Origin of the sequence: Sporosarcina sp. FSL K6-1522, from assembly GCF_038622445.1 — a bacterium.
GTDB lineage: Bacteria > Bacillota > Bacilli > Bacillales_A > Planococcaceae > Sporosarcina.
Map to the genome: position 1 here is coordinate 1789585 of NZ_CP152019.1, position 18060 is coordinate 1807644.

The following is an 18060-nucleotide window of genomic DNA, read 5'->3' on the forward strand; positions in this document are numbered from 1 at the left end:
GGGGTATGAAAAATGGGGAAAATAACAGATCGCTATGCCATTGTCGGTGTAGGTGAAAGCGAACGCTCGAAAAATTCAGGGAAAAGCCCGTTACATATGGCGTTGGATGCAGCGCGTGCTGCGCTCAATGATGCTGGTTTACAAGCGACGGACATCGATGGTTTTATGAGCTATAACGAAAATGATTCCTGTACGTCACATCAGTTAGCGACGTATTTAGGGGTGCGGCCGAAATATGTGAAAGACATTATGGGCGGTGGCAGTAGTACAGAAATGCTGATTAGCGATGCGGTAGCGCTAATTGAAGCGGGAGAGCTAAATTCAGTACTGATTTTTCGCTCCATGAATGGACGCTCGGGCGTTCGAATGGGCGGTGGCGGTTGGGATGTCAATATGCTGCAAACGGCAATTGATGGAGGGAGCTTTATCATTCCGTACGGAGCTGGAGGGCCTGCGCAATGGTTTGGCATGTTTGCGACGCGGCATATGCACGAAACGGGTATTACGCAAGAGCATCTAGGACATGTTTGTACAAGTTTTTATGAGCATGCGCAGCGCAATCCAAAAGCATTTTTCCACGGTAAGCCGTTGACGATAGAAGAATATAAAGCGACACCTTATTTAAGCTATCCGTTCAATAAACATGATTTTTGCTTGGAATCGGACGAGGCGAATGCCATTATTGTGACTTCTGCGGAACGAGCGAAGGATTGCAAATCTAGACCGGTGTATATTATGGGACTGTCGTCCAGACAATGCCATCCACATACGCATTATTGGTCCGATTTATCGCAAGTAGCGTCGGATTACGTCGCACCTGAAGTATACAAAAGTGCTGGGGTTAAGCCGGAAGATATTCAAGTAGCTTCGATCTACGATTGTTATAGCTGGGTCGTTCTACGCCAATTAGAAGCATTTGGTTTTGCACCACGTGGTGAAGTGGGGAACTTTGTAGCGGAAGGCAACTTGCGCATGGGCGGTAAACTACCGACGAATACAGCGGGCGGCATGTTATCAGAAGGCTATACGCATGGGATGAATAATGTCCTTGAAATTGTACGTCAGTTGCGCCATGAGTATCGGGAGTCAGATCGTCAAGTGAAAGATTGTGAAGTAGGGATTTGCACAGGCTGGGCGGGGCCAGATATTGCAGGCGCTATGATTTTAAGAAACTAGGAGGGATGACGATGAAAGAGACGACAATGACCTATTTAAAACCCATTCCGGTGAAAACCCCGGATAATAGTCCTTATTGGGACGCAGCAGATCGACATGAGCTAGTGCTTCAAAAATGTGAGAGTTGCAAAGAATACTTGCATCCACCAGGACCAAGTTGTGCGAAATGCGGTAGCCCAGCCGTTAGTTGGGAAGAAATCGGGAACGATATTCAAGGCACAATCTATTCGTATGTGATCTCTCATCGACCGTTTTTACCAGGTTTTCAAGACGATTTACCACTCATTATTGCGCAAGTTGAGCTGGATAAAGTGCCAGAAGTGAAGATTATGGCCAATGTGCTAGATTGTGATTATGAAAAAATTCAGATTGGTATGCCCGTGAAAATGATTTGGCAGGATTTGCCGGAAGGCCGTTCGTTACCACAATGGAAACCGATTGACGCGTAAAAATAAAGGGGGATGGGAGCTATGGATTTTTCATTCACGAAAAAAGAAGAGCAGTTTCGCCAAGAACTGCGAACGTGGCTGGAGGAAAACTTGCCAGAGGGCTGGCTAGCAGGAAATAGAGAGCTACCTGAGGATGAAGAAGAATATTCGGCGTTCCTAAGAAATTGGCAAAAGACGTTGCATGAGGGCGGCTGGGCGGCGATTGCTTGGCCTAAGAAATACGGGGGACGCGATGCAACGCTGATGGAGGAAATCATTTACCAACAAGAGATGGTGCGCGTAAAGGCACCGCCACTTGTGAACTATGTTGGGATTCATATGGTTGCGCCGACGCTGATGCAAATTGGTACAGAAGAACAGAAGGAAGAATATATTAACAAAATTCTCATTGGAGAAGAGGTCTGGTGCCAAGGGTATTCGGAGCCGAATGCAGGTTCAGATTTAGCGGCGATTCAAACGAGCGCAGTAAAAGAGGGCGATAAATGGATCATTAATGGCCAAAAGGTTTGGACGAGTTTCGGGCATTTAGCGGATCGCTGTTTCTTATTGACACGTACGAGCCATAAGGAGAAAAAGCATCAGGGGATTACGGTATTTCTATTAGATATGAAACAACCAGGAGTTGAAACGCTGCCAATCGTTCAAATGGACGGGAAAAAGGAATTTAATGAAGTGTATTTAAATGATGCAGTAGCCTATGATGCGGACATTGTCGGTGAGGTCGATGAAGGTTGGAAGGTTACGATGGCCTTGCTGATGCACGAACGGACGGGGATTGGCGCCCAAGTATTTACATTGGAGCAACAGTTTGAAGACCTTGTGAAGTTGACAAAAGAATTGCATGTCAATGATCAGCCGCTCATTAAAGACCCATTTGTTCGTCAGAAAATGGTTGATTTTTATACACGATTCCGTGGCTCTTTATTAAACTATTATCGTCATTTAACGAAAACACTAAAAGATGGGCATCCAGGTGCGGAAGGTTCCATGGATAAACTAATGGTCAGTGAGCTGACGAAAGAGCTATTCGACTATGCAGTATCGGTTCAAGGACACCAAGGGGTTTTGTGGAAAAAAGATGCCTTAGTGGACTCTTACTGGCAAGATAACTTTTTGCAATCATTCGGGATGACCATTGGTGGCGGAACAAGTGAGATTTTGAGAAATACCATTGCTGAAAGAATACTAGGATTACCAAAAGATCTAGGCCGTTAATCATATCGGAGGTGCTGACAACATGGACTTTGCATTGAGTGAAGAGCAAGAAATGTTTCGTGGGTATGTGCGTAAATATTTGGATGGCGCGGGGCAAACAAAGATTGCACGCGAGTTTGCTAAAGGTAATACAGACGGTTTTCAAGCAATTTGGACTGGGTTGGCTGACCTTGGCTGCACAGGAATTACGATTCCAGAAGCGAATGGTGGACTCGGACTCGGGGCGTTAGATTTGGTACCAGTGCTGGAGGAAATGGGGCAAGTCCTTTTACCGGGATCATATTTAGAAACGGTTGCCTTTGCAGTCCCGCTACTCGAAAAGTATGGGACAGAGGCACAAAAAGAAAAATATTTAACGGAAATTGCAGCCGGTTCTCGAAGTATGACACTTGCTTGGTTAGAGCCGCAAAAGGGATATAATCCGGAAGAAATTAGCTGTTCTGCACGTGTGGAAGGAGATTCACTAGTCGTCGATGGAGTGAAGGTGCTCGTGCCAGGCGGGGAGCAAGCTGATAGTTATGTCGTATTAGTACGTACAGATGAAGGGCTTTCGTTAGTGATTATGGATCGGACGAACGATATTGAAGTGAATGCGCAAAGGTGTATCGACGAAACCTTAGGCTTATCTGAACTGACGTTTCGACAAGTTCACATTCTACAAAGTCAAATTCTTGGACCCGTCAATCAGGGCTGGTCTGTGCTACAGGAAGGCTTGCTGTCCTTGAACGCAGCTTTAACTTCTGTCATTGTCGGCGGCATGGAGAAGGTCATCGACATGTCCGTAGAATATGTGAAAATTCGTGAGCAGTTTGGCCAGCCGATTGGACGTTTTCAAGCGCTTAAACACCGGATTGCAGATATGAAGATGGAATTAGAGACGACTCGTTCATTAAGTCATTACGCGAATTGGGCACTTGAAAGTGGTGAGGCAGATTGTGAAGCAGCGATTTATAGCGCTCGAACTTTTGCGACAGAAGCCTATATTAATGTAGCCTCTCATAATATCCAAAATCATGGGGGCATTGGATTTACAGAAGAAATTGACTGTCACTTATTTTTGAAGCGTGCGCGCTTCTATGAAAGTTACCTCGGTTCATCCCAGCATTATAAAGAACAAGCAGCATTAGCATTAGCATGGTGAAGTGAGCAAGCGGAATGTGAAGACAATTGAAAGGGTGAATGTGACGTTGACAACAGCAAACAAATTAAAAGAGTATCAGAACGTTGTGAATGGCGAATTAGTACCTGCTTCTTCAGGAGAGACTGTTGATAGTTTGGATCCTGCAACAGGAGAGGCTTGGGCAAAAGTTCCTCGGAGTTCGTTGAAGGATGTCGATACGATTGTAGCGTCGGCCCGACAAGCATTTCCAGCTTGGGCAGCACTTTCTGCGCTTGAACGGGCGGACTATATGCGGCAGATTGGTGATTTAATAGCTGAGCATGCTGAGGAAATAGCAGAGTTAGAGGCAAGGGATATTGGGTGGGTCATTCGAGAGACGACTTATGGGCTTATTCCAGTGTTAAAACAAATCTGGTACGATGCTGCTGGCGCTACAGCTGTAGCGAGCCGTGGTGAAACAGTTCAGATGGGTCCTACGAGTCTTGGCTACACATTGCGCGAGCCTTTGGGTGTTGTATTGGGTATTCTTCCTTGGAATTCACCTTTATTTACTTTCACGATGAAAGCGGCTTACGCACTGGCAGCGGGGAATACGGTTGTGATTAAACCTTCGGAGTCTGCGGCAGTTTCATCCTTACGCTATGGCGAGTTGTTGGCAAAAGTCTTACCGCCAGGCGTACTCAATGTTATCTGCGGTAAAGGAAGTGAAGTGGGTGACGCATTAGTAAGCCATCGTGATATTAACAAAGTGACGTTAACGGGATCAGGAACGACTGCACAAGCGATTGCCAAGGCTACAGCACAACATCCAAAACCACTCACTTTGGAATTGGGCGGTAAATCTCCGAATATTGTTTTCGCGGATGCCAATTTAGAAAAAGCGGTCGATGGCATTACGACTAATGGTATTTTTACAGGGAATGCAGGACAACTCTGTGTGGGTGGATCGAGGATTTTGATTCAAAGACCGATTTTCGATAAGATGCTAACGTTAATGAAAGAACATATCGAGAAAAGCATCCAATTAGGTGATCCAATGAGTCCGGAAAGTACAATGGGACCGATTGTCAACTTGTCACAATACAAACAGATTTGTTCGTATATTGATATTGGATTGGAAGAAGGCGAAGTAGTCTTCGGCGGACGTCATGGAGGGGCTGAACTTTTACCAGGAAAGCCGCAGTTTGAGGGCGGTTATTGGGTAGAACCGACATTGTTTAGAGTAGAGAGCAACGCACATCGTATTTGCCAAGAAGAAATTTTTGGCCCAGTTGCGGTCGTGATGCCTTTTGATACGGAGGAAGAAGCGATTGCCTTGGCCAATGATACGGCATTTGGTTTAGGAGCTGGCGTTTGGACATCGAATTTGGATTGTGCGCAGCGGATGATTCGGAATTTAGATTCAGGGAACGTTTGGGTCAATACGTACCGTCGGGTAGGTGTGGAATTACCTTTTGGCGGGGTGAAAGATAGCGGTTATGGTACGGATTCCATTTTAGAAAACACGCGCGAAAAAGCTTGTGTCATTGAGATGGGATGATAATTGGGAGGGCATCTTATAGGTGCCCTTTTTTTCATCACAAAGGAGGCGTTATGATTGGATGATAAAGCAGTGAAAAGAGCCTTTCATTTTTTATGTCTTGGGACCTTGCTGATTGTTTTTTGTGAGGCAACGCATATCCCGGCGTACCCAAAGATGCTTGAACATTTTCAGTTGGGAGCGGGATATGCGGTCTATATGCAACTAGGTTTTGCATTAGGGTTAACGGGCTTTCAACCGTTGATGGGTTGGATGGGCGATTCCTTTGGCCAAAAAAGAGTCATCGTTTTCGGTGCGATACTAATGGCGATTGGGTCGTTTTTAGTTGCATTATCACCGGCTTTTTGGATAATGGTTGTCGGTCTCTTTTTTAAAGGGATGGCAGGGGCTGCTGTCGTGCCGGCGGGAGTTGCTTTTGCAGGCAGATACTTTCAAGGCGATAAAATTGGCAAGGCGTTAGGGTTATTCGGATTTTATTCGGTCTTGGGCGCTTTGGCCGCACCGTTATTAAGTGGGATCTTTGTTGACAGTATGGGATGGTCCTCGATTTTTTGGCTATGTGCGCTGTTAGGTTTGCTTGCATCTCTGTTATTTGTCATTGGTGTGCCGTTTGTTCAAGGGGAGAAAGCAGCTTCATTTGATTTCTTCGGTGCAATTATCGTTTTTGGCATCTTGGGAAGTCTGTTGACGGTTCCAACCTTTATTAATGAATATGGTTTTGAATCGATGAAGTGGCTTCCGTCAGCTGTTATTTTTGTAATTGCTTTCATTTTGTTGATTGTTGTGGAAAAGAAACAGAAGGCACCTTTAATTGACATTGAGTATGCTATGACGAGGAGTTTTTGGGTTCCTTCATTAATTGCGGTTTTTATGTTCATCACATTTAGTAGTGTGATGTTTGTATTAACGTTCTTTATTCAAAACGTGCAAGAGAAATCTTCTACAACCGTTGGGCTATTACTTATGCCGCTTTACTTAGTAATGGGCGTTGCGAACTTATGGAGCGGCCGATTGATGGATAAACTTACTGCTCGGACCATCATGTCAGCGAGTGTTGCGTTCATGGTCGGTGGAGCAGGGATGTTGATTTTCACAAATAAAGAAACTTCTGTTGCTTATCTACTTGTATCGATGATGCTAATTGGCTTGGGGATTGGGATGATTGGACCGGTTATTCGGGCTGTAGTCGTATCTAAAGCGGATCAAGCTCGTATTGGCGTTGTGACGTTTACTTATTTGACGATTGAAAATCTGGCTTCACGTGTAGGCGCTTCGTTTGCTATCGTCATGTTTGCATTATTTGCGGCGGGAGGAAGTGCAGTGAGTGCATTGTCCAATGTTGCTGTGGTTTTGACTGTTTTGTCAGCAATTGCTTTCTTGTTTATCTTCCTAGTTCCTAAAAGAGTAAGAGGAATTAAAGGTGTAGGGCAAGATGATATCGAGGTAGAAGCGAAAACAATGAGAGTCACTACCACAAAGGTGGATACGATAAATTCTTAAAAGTTAGCGAAAGCCAGCACATGGGATGCTGGCTTTTCTGATGATTATAATTCTCAATCAAGAAGAGATAATTGAAAATATCGTAAAACAATTGGGAAGGATGCTTATAAGACTAGCAAGCAGGGCATTCTGTTTAAATGACATGATTCTCGATGATTTGCATGGCAGTGCTTTATGCGTTAAGATTAGAATGATACTAATTAGAGAATGGATATCCGTTCATCATATATTGGAGGTATTGGAATGGCTATATTAGAAATAAAAGGCCTTCACGTTGAAATTGAAGGTAAAGAAATCTTGAAAGGCGTCGATTTGACGATCAATACAAACGAGATCCACGCAATCATGGGTCCGAATGGTACAGGTAAATCAACTCTCGCTTCAGCGATTATGGGACATCCCAAATATGAGGTAACTGCAGGTACAGTAACACTTGATGGTGAAGACGTACTTGAAATGGAAGTAGACGAGCGTGCGCAAGCAGGTATCTTCCTTGCAATGCAATACCCAAGTGAAATCACAGGCGTGACAAACGCTGACTTCCTTCGTTCTGCAATCAATGCACAACGTGAAGAAGGAGACGAAATTTCACTGATGAAATTCATCCGTGAATTGGATAGCAAAATGGAATTCCTTGAAATGGATGAAGATATGGCAACACGCTACTTGAACGAAGGATTCTCAGGTGGAGAGAAAAAACGTAACGAAATTCTTCAGCTAATGATGTTGAAACCTAAATTTGCTATCCTCGATGAAATTGACTCTGGTCTTGACATCGATGCATTGAAAGTTGTTTCAAAAGGAATCAACGAAATGCGCGGCGAAGAATTCGGTTGCCTAATCATCACACACTACCAACGTTTGCTTGACTACATTACACCAGATCACGTTCACGTGATGATGCAAGGTCGCGTAGTGAAATCTGGCGGTGCTGAATTAGCACACAAACTAGAAGAGCAAGGTTACGACTGGATTAAAGAAGAACTCGGTATTGAAGACGAGACTGTTGGGCAGGAAGCTTAAGAAAGGGGGACGATTCAAAATGACGGTTGAAACGAAATTGGCATTGACCGAACAGGACGTCCGCGCCTATTCCGCTAAAGTGAATGAAGCCGATTGGATGGCAGATTTCCGTGTGGATGCATTAGCGAAAGTGGAACAACTTCCGATGCCAAAGCCAGATAAAACAAAGATCGATAACTGGAATTTCACTGAGTTCCCAGTTCATGCAGTAGAATCTGCAACGTATGCTTCATTGGACGAGCTACCTGCAGAAGCACTCGCACTTGTGGATGCGGAGCAACAAAAAAATATATATGTTCAGCATAATAATACACCTGCATACTTGTCGTTATCCGATGAGTTAACAGCACAAGGTGTCATTATGACGGATATCTTCACAGCGTCACGCGAGCACAGCGAGCTTGTGAAAAAGTATTTCATGACAGACGGCGTAAAAGTGAACGAGCATAAGTTGACTGCACTTCATGCAGCACTTATGAACGGTGGCGTTTTCGTCTATGTTCCGAAAAACGTTGTTGTGGAAGACCCACTACAAGTATTGTTCTTACATGACGATGCGCAAGCCTCTCTCTTCAATCACGTGATTGTTGTGGCGGAGAAAAATAGTTCAGTAACTTATGTTGAGAACTATTTGTCGACGGTAACTGAGGCAAAAGGTTTGGCAAATATCATTACTGAAGTCTTCACAGGCGATAACGCAAAAATCACTTACGGTGCAGTAGATGTACTTGCAGAAGGTTTCACAACGTATGTGAACCGTCGTGGTGTAACGGGTCGCGATAGCCGTATTGAGTGGGCGCTTGGGCTGATGAATGACAGTGATACAATCTCTGAAAATATCACACATCTTGTGGGCGACAACTCTTCTTGTGATATGAAATCAGTTGTAGTTGGACGTGGTAAACAACGCCAAAACTTCACATCTGAAATCGTACACTGGGGACTTGACACAGATGGCTTTATCTTGAAACATGGTGTAATGAAAGAGTCTGCATCGTCGATTTTCAATGGTATCGGAAGAATTGCAAAAGGCGCAACGCGTTCAAATGCAGTTCAAGAGTCACGTGTGTTGATGTTAAGTGAAAAGGCACGTGGAGACGCGAACCCAATTCTTTTGATTGATGAAGATGATGTAACTGCAGGACACGCAGCATCTGTTGGGCGTGTAGATCCATTGCAATTGTATTACTTAATGAGCCGAGGAATTTCACAACATGAAGCAGAACGTCTCGTCATCCATGGTTTCCTTGCGCCAGTCGTCAGCAAACTGCCGATTGAAGGCGTTAAGAAACAATTGACGGAGGTTATTGAAGGGAAAGTGCGCTAATGCTGAATAAAGACATCCGCAACCATTTTCCGATTCTAGACCAGGAAATTAACGGGCATCCACTCGTTTATTTAGATAGTGCCGCGACTTCTCAAAAGCCGCGGCAAGTAATAGAAGCGATTAGTAACTATTACAACCTCGATAATTCGAATGTTCACCGCGGTGTGCATACACTCGGCAACCGAGCGACGGAAGGTTATGAAGGTGCGCGCGAAAAGGTGCGTAAATTCATCAATGCGAAGTCAACGGAAGAAGTGATCTTTGTACGTGGGACAACAACAGCACTGAACACGATCGCACAAAGTTATGGGCGAGCGAATGTTGGTGAAGGTGATGAAATTGTCATTACGTACATGGAACACCATTCGAATATCATTCCATGGCAACAGCTGGCGAAAGAAAAAGGAGCAGTGTTGAAATACGTCGACCTTGAGGAAGACGGAACATTGTCGCTTGAAAAAGTTCGTGCAGTCATTACAGATCGAACAAAAATCGTGTCGATTATGTACGTCTCGAACGTACTCGGTACGATGAACCCGATTAAAGAAATCACGGAAATTGCGCATGCACACGGCGCTGTGATGGTTGTAGACGGTGCACAAGCTGCGCCACATTTGAAAATAGATGTTCAGCAGCTTGACTGTGATTTCTTTGCTTTCTCAGGCCACAAAATGTGTGGACCAACAGGCATCGGTGTGTTATACGGCAAGAAAGATTTGCTTAATAACATGGAGCCTATCGAATTCGGTGGAGAGATGATTGATTTCGTTGGCTTGTATGAATCGACGTGGAAAGAGCTTCCTTGGAAATTTGAAGGAGGTACACCAATCATTGCGGGAGCAATTGGTCTAGGTGCTGCGATAGATTTTCTTGAGGAAATCGGTTTAGATAACATTGAACGGCATGAGCATGAACTAGCCGGCTATGCCATGGAACGTATGGCGGAACTGGATGGGCTAGATATTTACGGTCCACTAGATCCTGCAAAACGTGCGGGACTGGTCACTTTCAATTTGAAAGAGGTTCATCCGCATGACGTCGCAACAGTGCTCGACATGAACGGCATTGCCGTTAGAGCGGGACACCACTGTGCGCAGCCGCTCATGAAGTGGTTGGATGTATCAGCCACTGCACGCGCCAGCTTCTATCTTTACAATACAGAAGACGACGTGGATCGCTTCGTGAACGGACTCCGCATTGCAAAGGAGTATTTCACAGATGTCTACTAATAAGTTAGATCAGTTATATCGTTCGGTCATTATGGATCATTATAAAAACCCAAGAAATAAGGGTGTCATCGAAGAAAGTAACGTGACGATTGACATGAACAATCCAACATGTGGAGATGTCATTCATTTGACACTCCAAATGGATGGCGATGTCGTTCGACATGCGAAATTTGAAGGTGAAGGCTGCTCGATTTCCATGGCATCTGCTTCAATGATGACGCAAATTGTTCAAGGGAAAAGTGCAGAAGAAGCCGTAAAATTAGCACATGTTTTTTCGGACATGATGCTTGGCAAAGAAGTTGACGAAAGCATCGACCTCGGGGATATTGAAGCACTTTCGGGTGTTGCCAAATTCCCTGCGCGCATCAAGTGTGCGACACTTGCGTGGAAGGCGATGGAAAAGGGAGTCGGACAGGACTCCGAATAATAGAACGGAGGAATAATGATGGCAAAAAAGATGCCGGAAATCGGCGATTATAAATATGGTTTCCATGACAAAGACGTATCTGTTTTCCGTTCAGAACGCGGCTTGACGCGCGAAATCGTTGAAGAGATTTCACGCATGAAAGACGAACCTGAATGGATGTTGAACTACCGCTTGAAGTCATTGGAAATGTTCTATAAAATGCCAATGCCACAATGGGGTGGGGATTTAAACTCACTGAACTTTGACGAAATCACATACTATGTTAAACCATCCGAAGCAACAGAACGTTCTTGGGATGAAGTTCCAGAGGAAATTAAACGTACGTTTGACAAACTTGGAATTCCTGAAGCAGAACAAAAATACCTTGCAGGTGTTTCTGCACAATATGAATCTGAAGTTGTGTACCACAACATGAAAGAAGAACTTGAAGATATGGGCATCGTCTTTAAGGATACAGATTCAGCACTTCGTGAAAACGAAGAATTGTTCAAGAAGTACTGGGGTACGGTCATCCCGAATAGCGACAACAAGTTCTCGGCATTGAACTCCGCTGTTTGGTCGGGTGGATCATTCATCTACGTACCACCAGGTATTAAAGTGGATACGCCACTACAAGCCTATTTCCGTATCAACTCGGAAAACATGGGGCAGTTTGAGCGTACATTGATCATCGTAGATGAAGGCGCAAGCGTGCATTACGTTGAAGGATGTACAGCACCTGTCTACACAACAAACTCCTTGCATAGTGCGGTTGTTGAAATCATCATCAAAAAAGACGCATACTGCCGCTATACAACAATCCAAAACTGGGCAAATAACGTCTACAACCTCGTGACAAAGCGTGCGGTTTGTGACGCGAATGCAACGATGGAATGGGTTGACGGCAATATCGGTTCGAAATTGACGATGAAATACCCTGCAATCATCCTTAAAGGTGAAGGCGCACGCGGTATGACATTATCAATTGCTCTTGCTGGTAAAGGCCAACACCAAGATGCAGGTGCAAAAATGCATCACCTAGCACCAAACACATCTTCAACAATCGTTTCAAAATCGATTTCCCAACATGGTGGAAAAGTAACGTATCGCGGAATCGTTCACTTCGGACGTAAAGCGGACGGCGCTCGTGCAAACATCGAGTGTGACACGCTCATCATGGATAAGCTATCGACATCTGATACGATTCCATATAACGAAATCCTTAACGATAACATTTCACTTGAACACGAAGCGAAAGTTTCGAAAGTATCAGAGGAGCAGCTCTTCTACCTCATGAGCCGCGGTATCCCTGAGCTTGAGGCAACGGAAATGATCGTTATGGGCTTCATCGAGCCATTCACAAAAGAATTGCCGATGGAGTACGCAGTAGAAATGAACCGTCTCATTAAATTTGAGATGGAAGGTTCAATCGGTTAATTAATAAGAACACCCGTCACAGCAGCGTTTGTGGCGGGTGTTTTTTTATCTTTTTTACTACGTCTCATTCAACCTTTCAATTACAAAAATATTTTTCAAGATAGAAGTAAGAAGGGATTATGTGTAAGACGATAGAAAGAGGGGAGAGGAATAACGATTGGTGGTAAGTGCAAGTGATAGCTTAACAAAAAGATCGTTACTGAAAAATTTGGAAATAAGGGATATTCTACATGAAAAATCGAAAATGGATAGCACTCATTGCGCTTTGTATTTGTCTCATGGTTACATTGCTATTTTTTATTCCGAAAAAACTAGTAAGTATGCCACATGATCAAGTCTCTAAAATTATTTTGCTGAATGGTTCTACAGGTAAGAGTATTGAAATTACAGACATGGAACACATTAGAAAAATTATGGGGAATTTAAATAACGTTACAATCAAGAAGAGTGAACTTGCAATTGGCTATGTGGGATTTAATAAAAGGATTACAATTTATGATCGTCATGAAAAGATACAAAAAGAGTTTATCATCAATTTAGGAGAAGTAGTTCGACAAAATGCTTTCTTCTACGAGACTGTAGATACCCGAATTGATGATGTCTATTTAGATAGGTTATTTGAGTAGTAGTAACTGGCTTCCGATTTTCACTGTCCTATGTTCGAAAATTTAATTTTGCAGGAACTATAATGTTATTAAAAAGCCCTCGTTTAACTAGGGTTGTTGATCATATTCTAGAAACACTACCTAGCTTAAATATCATATTTGAGAGCCAAAAAGGGGTTAAATATAATTTTTGTTTTTAGGGTACAATTTACAGCTCTTTTCTTCTGTTATATGCTTGATAGAGGAAGAGACGTCTCACTCCTTCATTACCAGAAACAAGCTCTACTATAGAAAATTACACCTTGGCGAATGCATCATTACTTTGAAAAAAGGATGTGTTGAGATGGCTGTAATGACATGTGTGAAAGAACCTTCAATGCCTTATCATACGGCAATGATGGTTCGAAAAAAGAAGAAACCGTATGTGAAGCATGACCAGATATTTAAAGAACTGATTTACAATTTCTTTATAGAGTTTCTGGACGTGTTTTTTCCAGAGGTTCATGCAGGAATCGATTTCAAGTCGATCAAACCGCTATCTGAAGAGTTGTATACGGATTTGATCAAAGGTGAAAATCGACGAGTTGACATTATCATTGAAGCAAAGTTGAAAGGTACAGATACACTCATTATTGTTCATATGGAGCCGTAAAGTACGTATTAAGAGGACTTTCATAAGCGGATGTATTTGTATTTTAGTTTGCTTTATAACAAATACAGAAAGTCCATTTTGCCGATTGCGATTTTTAGTTATGATGGCAAACATACGGAATATGATCAATTTACGATGGAGTTTTCATTCTTTCATGTGCTGACTTTTAACTTTCTGATGCTCGAATTAAAGAAGAAAAACTGGCGGGATTACATCAAGTCAGACAATCCAGTAGCAGCGGCATTGTTTGGGAAAATGGGCTATCGGAAAGAGGATAAGGTACAGATAAAGCTGGAGTTTTTGAAAATGCTCGTTAGGATGCAGTTAGATCCAGCTCGCACAAGATTTATCAATGATTTCTTTGAACAATATTTGAAATTAGATGACGAAGAGGAGGAAGAGCTGATGCAAGAAGTTAACCGATTGGAGAGCGAAGGCGAGTTTAAGTTCACACAGTTACCGAATTCTTGGGAGGAGAGAGGAGTTCGAAAGGGGATAGAACGAGGGATAGAACGAGGGATAGAGCAAGGGATAGAACAAGGTGTAACAAAAGTTGTGCTGGAGATGTTGAAAAAAGGATTTACAAATGACGTTATAGCGGAAGTAACCTATTTGGATCAAGAAAAGATTGAAGAACTGCGAGAAACACTTCAATAGAGAGAGTTGTGTCAGCCGCAATTTAAAAAGCACGAATGGTATCCATACCAGATACTGTTTGTGCTTTCTTTATAGAATCTAAGAAATGTACTTCTTTCATTCAGCGGTCTCGGATGTGAGCTCCCGACTATCAATTACGCCTCGGCGTAATTGCGTCCAGATTTTTTTTCGAGCTCGCTCGAAAAAAAACCCTAAAAAATCTGTGACATCCGCCGGAGGCTTGGGCCTGCACGATGCAGGTCATGCAGGCGTTGCCAATCGAACAGCGAAGGGTTCGATTTGCCGTATTTCTGTGCTTTTTGCAGAAATTAAGGCACCGCTCTTCGGGCGTGGCGACCTTAGCCTGTGTTCCTCTATCGTTCAGCCGGTGTATGAACATCCATTGAACAGGAAAACAAAACCGCATTCATCTCGCCACCTATCGAGGTGGGAGTTTTCTGTAGCTGACGCTTCGCTTTCAGTACAAAAAGATTTGCTGAATGAAGATAAACTATCCCTACAATTCTCACAACAGTTTTCCGTGTGTATGGTAATATGAGATATACCATTTTATTATTGCCTGGGAAATTATAAAATCTCGTATTGTGGTGAGTACATGGAGATTTCATGTCTAGGCTGTTGTTTTGAAAGGAGTCGGGGAAAATGATTCAAATCGGATTGACGGGTTGGGGAGATCACCCCGATGTGTATGAAGTGTCTTCAACAGCTAAGGAGAAGTTGGTGGATTATAGCGCGCATTTTCCGATTGTCGAGTTGGATGCGACGTTTTATGCGATTCAGCCGGAGCGCAATATTCGGAAGTGGATTGCGGAGACGCCGGATAATTTTCAATTTATCGTGAAGGCCTATCAGGGAATGACCGGGCATCATCGGGGCGAGCTTCCGTATGCATCTCTGGATGAAATGTACAGATTGTTTCGCTTATCAGTCACACCTCTTCAAGAAGCGGGCAAGCTGGCGATGATTCTTGTGCAATTTCCGCCGTGGTTTGATTGTACGAAAGAGCATGTGGAGGAAATTCGTTATGTTTGTCAGCAATTACAGGGATTCGATGTTGCCATCGAATTTAGGCATCAGTCTTGGTATTCGGATACATATACTGAAAAGACGCTGGATTTTTTACGAGGTTTGAATGTCATTCACTCTGTTTGCGACGAACCACAGGCGGGAGAAGGGAGCATTCCGCTTATAGCGCGTACGACGCGTGCAGACAAAGTGTTATTTCGACTGCATGGGCGCAATGTCCAAGGCTGGCGCAACACGACTGGAGACGATCAGGCGTGGCGGAAAGTCAGGTATTTATACAATTATAATGAAGCCGAGTTGACTGAAATACAGCGTGCTGTGGATACACTCCAGGCAGAAACAGCTGAAGTATTCGTCGTTTTCAACAACAATTCTGGCGGGCACGCTGCGCAAAATGCGAAACAGTTACAAAAAATGCTTAATATTCAATTTGAAAGTCTGGCGCCCAAACAGCTCGACTTTTTTGGGGGCGAATGGTAATGGAGTATCTTATATTAGCGATAATAGGTCTAGCATCGGGAATTGTCGGGGCGCTCGTTGGATTGGGTGGGGGCGTGATCCTCGTACCAGCAACTTTATTCATCGGCATTAATCTAGGCATGATTGATGGCATTACACCACAAACGGTTGTCGGTCTTTCTGTCGTCATGATGATTTTTATAGGACTGGCATCGACGCTGTCGTATATGAAGTCGAAAACCATTGACTATCGTAGTAGTTTGATCTTCTTCGCGGGTAGCATACCCGGGACCTTGTTAGGTGCGTATGTCAATAAAGGGCTTGATTTGCCTTCATTCAATTTATATTTTGGTATTTTACTGATTATTTTATCGACACTTCTTCTCGTTCGAAAGTACTTAAAGCCCGTCGAATGGTTTGTAAAACATGGGAAGAAGCGCAGTTTTACAGATGCAACGGGGGAGACGTTCGTATTTGGTTATCCGGTGTGGTTTGCGTTGGTGCTGACATTTGGCGTCGGGTTTGCATCTGGCCTTTTCGGTATTGGTGGCGGTTCTATCATCGTGCCTGCGATGATTCTGTTGTTCTTATTCCCGCCGCATGTCGCGGTAGGGACGTCGATGTTCATGGTACTGTTATCGGCCGTTGTCAACTCTATTACGCATATTTCACTCGGAAATGTGCCATGGCTTTATACGATACCTGTCATACCCGCCGCTTATATGGGGGCAAAGATTGGCGCGGCGTTAAATCAAAAAATGAAATCTGAAACACTTGTGTTTGCATTGCGCATTATTTTGCTGTTGCTAGGTGTTAGGTCAATTATCGACGGAATATGGGGGTGAGTTGCCATTAAAAACATAGAGACAATCCATTTCTATCACACAAATGATATTCATAGTCATTTTGAACATTGGCCGCAAATTAGCCGCTTTCTTCGCGAGCAGAAAAAGCAGCATCAGGATAAGGGCGAAGCCTGTTTTGTTTTTGATATTGGTGATTATGTTGACCGCTCACATCCTTTTACAGAGGGAACTATGGGGCAGGGCAATGTGGAGCTATTGAATCGTGCGGGCTATGATGCGGTGACAATCGGCAACAACGAAGGGATTACGATGTCAAAAGAAGCGTTAACCTCCCTTTATACAGATGCGAAGTTCGATGTCATCCTAAGTAATTTGCTGACAGAAGGACAGCAACCTACATGGGCATTGCCTTCTAAGATTTACGTGACTGATATGGGTATTCGTGTTGGTGTCATTGGTGCAACGGCAGAGTATAGGACGTTCTATTCGAAGTTAGGATGGGAAGTGACACCGCCTTGTGAAGCGCTTCAGCAAATGGCGACGCAGCTCAAAGAGCAAACAGATGTCATCGTTTGTTTATCGCATATGGGTGTGACGGAAGATCGTCGATTGGCCAAGTTATGTAGTGATATCGATGTGATTTTCGGTGCACATACGCATCATTTATTTATAAAGGGAGAATTTGTCCAGCAAGCGCTGTTGGCTGCAACTGGCAAGTATGGTGAGTACGTTGGGCATGTCCAAGTGCAGGTGGATCTAAACCAGAAGGACATTACGCATAAAGAAGCGACAGTCTATCGCTCGGATGCGTTGGCATTAAGGGATGAAGAGGCACAAGAAGTACATCGGTTGATTGAGACGGGCAAGCAGGCGATGAGTGAGACTGTGTTTTACAATCCGCAAGCACTGACGCAAAACCTTTTTGGAGAAAGTCCATTGGCTTCCTTTTTCGGGCGAGGACTCGTTGCTTATACAAATGCAGATTGTGCAATGTTCAATGCAGGCATTTTTCTAGGTAGTTTGGATGTAGGATGGGTGACAAAAGGAGATTTGCACACGCTGTTGCCACACCCTATTAACCCTTGCATCATCACCTTAGATGGTGCGGAACTCATAGAGATTTATGAGCTATCATTGAATGAGGAATGGCCACATATTGAAATTAAAGGGCTCGGCTTTCGTGGAACGTTAATGGGTGCGATGATGCATGAAAGGCTGTATCGAAATCGACATGGCAGGTTGTATGCGGGTAATCGTGAAGTAGTTGCGGGGCAATCCTACACCCTTGCAACGCTTGATATGTTCACGTTTGGTTATTTCTTCCCTACGCTCAAACATGCAGAAAAAGACTATTGCATGCCCGAACTAATTCGAGATGTCTTTGGTTGGTATGGTGTACAATCATCAGGTGAATAAGCGGCTCCTTTCCTGCA

17 protein-coding genes are annotated in these 18060 nt (G+C 43.8%); all 17 read left to right on the forward strand.

All coding sequences use genetic code 11. The annotated features are described in order from the left end of the window. Positions 1-12 precede the first annotated feature (12 nt). The 17 genes from MKY34_RS08670 to MKY34_RS08750 all read left to right on the forward strand — a co-directional run bounded on the left by MKY34_RS08670 (position 13) and on the right by MKY34_RS08750 (position 18043). Positions 13-1176 carry a thiolase gene (locus tag MKY34_RS08670; protein WP_342514783.1) on the forward strand — a complete coding sequence of 388 codons (1164 nt, stop codon included), beginning with the start codon at positions 13-15 and terminating at the stop codon, positions 1174-1176. Between the two features lie 11 nt (positions 1177-1187). Beyond that, complete coding sequence (locus MKY34_RS08675) at positions 1188-1625, forward strand: OB-fold domain-containing protein (protein ID WP_342514784.1); 438 nt, start codon at positions 1188-1190, stop codon at positions 1623-1625. Between the two features lie 21 nt (positions 1626-1646). After that, on the forward strand, positions 1647-2840 hold the full coding sequence (locus MKY34_RS08680; RefSeq protein ID WP_342514785.1) for an acyl-CoA dehydrogenase family protein: 1194 nt from the start codon (positions 1647-1649) through the stop codon (positions 2838-2840). 22 nt (positions 2841-2862) lie between these two features. After that, positions 2863-3981: an acyl-CoA dehydrogenase family protein gene (locus MKY34_RS08685; RefSeq protein ID WP_342514786.1), complete on the forward strand. Its 1119-nt coding sequence runs from the start codon at positions 2863-2865 to the stop codon at positions 3979-3981. A gap of 40 nt (positions 3982-4021) precedes the next feature. After that, entirely contained in the window at positions 4022-5500 is a 1479-nt protein-coding gene (locus tag MKY34_RS08690; protein WP_342515222.1) for an aldehyde dehydrogenase family protein, read from the forward strand. A gap of 57 nt (positions 5501-5557) precedes the next feature. Further along, the gene (locus tag MKY34_RS08695; protein WP_342514787.1) at positions 5558-7000 is read left to right on the forward strand and encodes an MFS transporter; all 1443 of its coding nucleotides are present in this window, start codon (positions 5558-5560) and stop codon (positions 6998-7000) included. A 243-nt stretch (positions 7001-7243) separates the two neighbouring features. Further along, positions 7244-8023 (forward strand): Fe-S cluster assembly ATPase SufC, encoded by a 780-nt coding sequence (gene sufC / locus MKY34_RS08700; RefSeq protein WP_342514788.1) that lies wholly within the window; start codon positions 7244-7246, stop codon positions 8021-8023. Positions 8024-8042: 19 nt separating this feature from the next. Next, positions 8043-9350 (forward strand): Fe-S cluster assembly protein SufD, encoded by a 1308-nt coding sequence (gene sufD, locus MKY34_RS08705; RefSeq protein ID WP_342514789.1) that lies wholly within the window; start codon positions 8043-8045, stop codon positions 9348-9350. Further along, positions 9350-10579, forward strand: a complete 1230-nt coding sequence (locus tag MKY34_RS08710) for a cysteine desulfurase (RefSeq protein ID WP_342514790.1) — start codon at positions 9350-9352, stop codon at positions 10577-10579. The genes sufD and MKY34_RS08710 overlap by 1 nt, the downstream gene beginning before the upstream one ends. Then, positions 10569-11006, forward strand: a complete 438-nt coding sequence (gene sufU / locus MKY34_RS08715) for a Fe-S cluster assembly sulfur transfer protein SufU (RefSeq protein ID WP_342514791.1) — start codon at positions 10569-10571, stop codon at positions 11004-11006. The genes MKY34_RS08710 and sufU overlap by 11 nt, the downstream gene beginning before the upstream one ends. Before the next feature lie 18 nt (positions 11007-11024). After that, positions 11025-12422: a Fe-S cluster assembly protein SufB gene (sufB, locus tag MKY34_RS08720; RefSeq protein ID WP_342514792.1), complete on the forward strand. Its 1398-nt coding sequence runs from the start codon at positions 11025-11027 to the stop codon at positions 12420-12422. Between the two features lie 230 nt (positions 12423-12652). Then, entirely contained in the window at positions 12653-13048 is a 396-nt protein-coding gene (locus MKY34_RS08725) for a hypothetical protein (protein ID WP_342514793.1), read from the forward strand. 322 nt (positions 13049-13370) lie between these two features. After that, positions 13371-13679 (forward strand): hypothetical protein, encoded by a 309-nt coding sequence (locus tag MKY34_RS08730; RefSeq protein WP_342514794.1) that lies wholly within the window; start codon positions 13371-13373, stop codon positions 13677-13679. Positions 13680-13715: 36 nt separating this feature from the next. Then, on the forward strand, positions 13716-14336 hold the full coding sequence (locus MKY34_RS08735; RefSeq protein WP_342514795.1) for a hypothetical protein: 621 nt from the start codon (positions 13716-13718) through the stop codon (positions 14334-14336). 642 nt (positions 14337-14978) lie between these two features. Then, positions 14979-15842 (forward strand): DUF72 domain-containing protein, encoded by an 864-nt coding sequence (locus MKY34_RS08740; RefSeq protein WP_342514796.1) that lies wholly within the window; start codon positions 14979-14981, stop codon positions 15840-15842. Further along, positions 15842-16666, forward strand: a complete 825-nt coding sequence (locus tag MKY34_RS08745) for a sulfite exporter TauE/SafE family protein (RefSeq protein ID WP_342514797.1) — start codon at positions 15842-15844, stop codon at positions 16664-16666. The genes MKY34_RS08740 and MKY34_RS08745 overlap by 1 nt, the downstream gene beginning before the upstream one ends. A 24-nt stretch (positions 16667-16690) precedes the next feature. Then, complete coding sequence (locus MKY34_RS08750; RefSeq protein WP_342515223.1) at positions 16691-18043, forward strand: bifunctional UDP-sugar hydrolase/5'-nucleotidase; 1353 nt, start codon at positions 16691-16693, stop codon at positions 18041-18043. The last annotated feature ends 17 nt before the right edge of the window (positions 18044-18060 follow it).

Bases quoted from the DNA above. Each gene is read 5' to 3' on its own strand.
- MKY34_RS08670 (WP_342514783.1), top strand. From the start codon at position 13: ATGGGGAAAATAACAGATCGCTATGCCATTGTCGGTGTAGGTGAAAGC.
- MKY34_RS08730 (WP_342514794.1), top strand. From the start codon at position 13,371: ATGGCTGTAATGACATGTGTGAAAGAACCTTCAATGCCTTATCATACG.
- MKY34_RS08725 (WP_342514793.1), top strand. From the start codon at position 12,653: ATGAAAAATCGAAAATGGATAGCACTCATTGCGCTTTGTATTTGTCTC.
- MKY34_RS08685 (WP_342514786.1), top strand. From the start codon at position 2,863: ATGGACTTTGCATTGAGTGAAGAGCAAGAAATGTTTCGTGGGTATGTG.
- sufU (WP_342514791.1), top strand. From the start codon at position 10,569: ATGTCTACTAATAAGTTAGATCAGTTATATCGTTCGGTCATTATGGAT.
- MKY34_RS08745 (WP_342514797.1), top strand. From the start codon at position 15,842: ATGGAGTATCTTATATTAGCGATAATAGGTCTAGCATCGGGAATTGTC.
- sufB (WP_342514792.1), top strand. From the start codon at position 11,025: ATGGCAAAAAAGATGCCGGAAATCGGCGATTATAAATATGGTTTCCAT.
- sufD (WP_342514789.1), top strand. From the start codon at position 8,043: ATGACGGTTGAAACGAAATTGGCATTGACCGAACAGGACGTCCGCGCC.
- MKY34_RS08675 (WP_342514784.1), top strand. From the start codon at position 1,188: ATGAAAGAGACGACAATGACCTATTTAAAACCCATTCCGGTGAAAACC.
- MKY34_RS08740 (WP_342514796.1), top strand. From the start codon at position 14,979: ATGATTCAAATCGGATTGACGGGTTGGGGAGATCACCCCGATGTGTAT.
- MKY34_RS08710 (WP_342514790.1), top strand. From the start codon at position 9,350: ATGCTGAATAAAGACATCCGCAACCATTTTCCGATTCTAGACCAGGAA.
- MKY34_RS08680 (WP_342514785.1), top strand. From the start codon at position 1,647: ATGGATTTTTCATTCACGAAAAAAGAAGAGCAGTTTCGCCAAGAACTG.
- sufC (WP_342514788.1), top strand. From the start codon at position 7,244: ATGGCTATATTAGAAATAAAAGGCCTTCACGTTGAAATTGAAGGTAAA.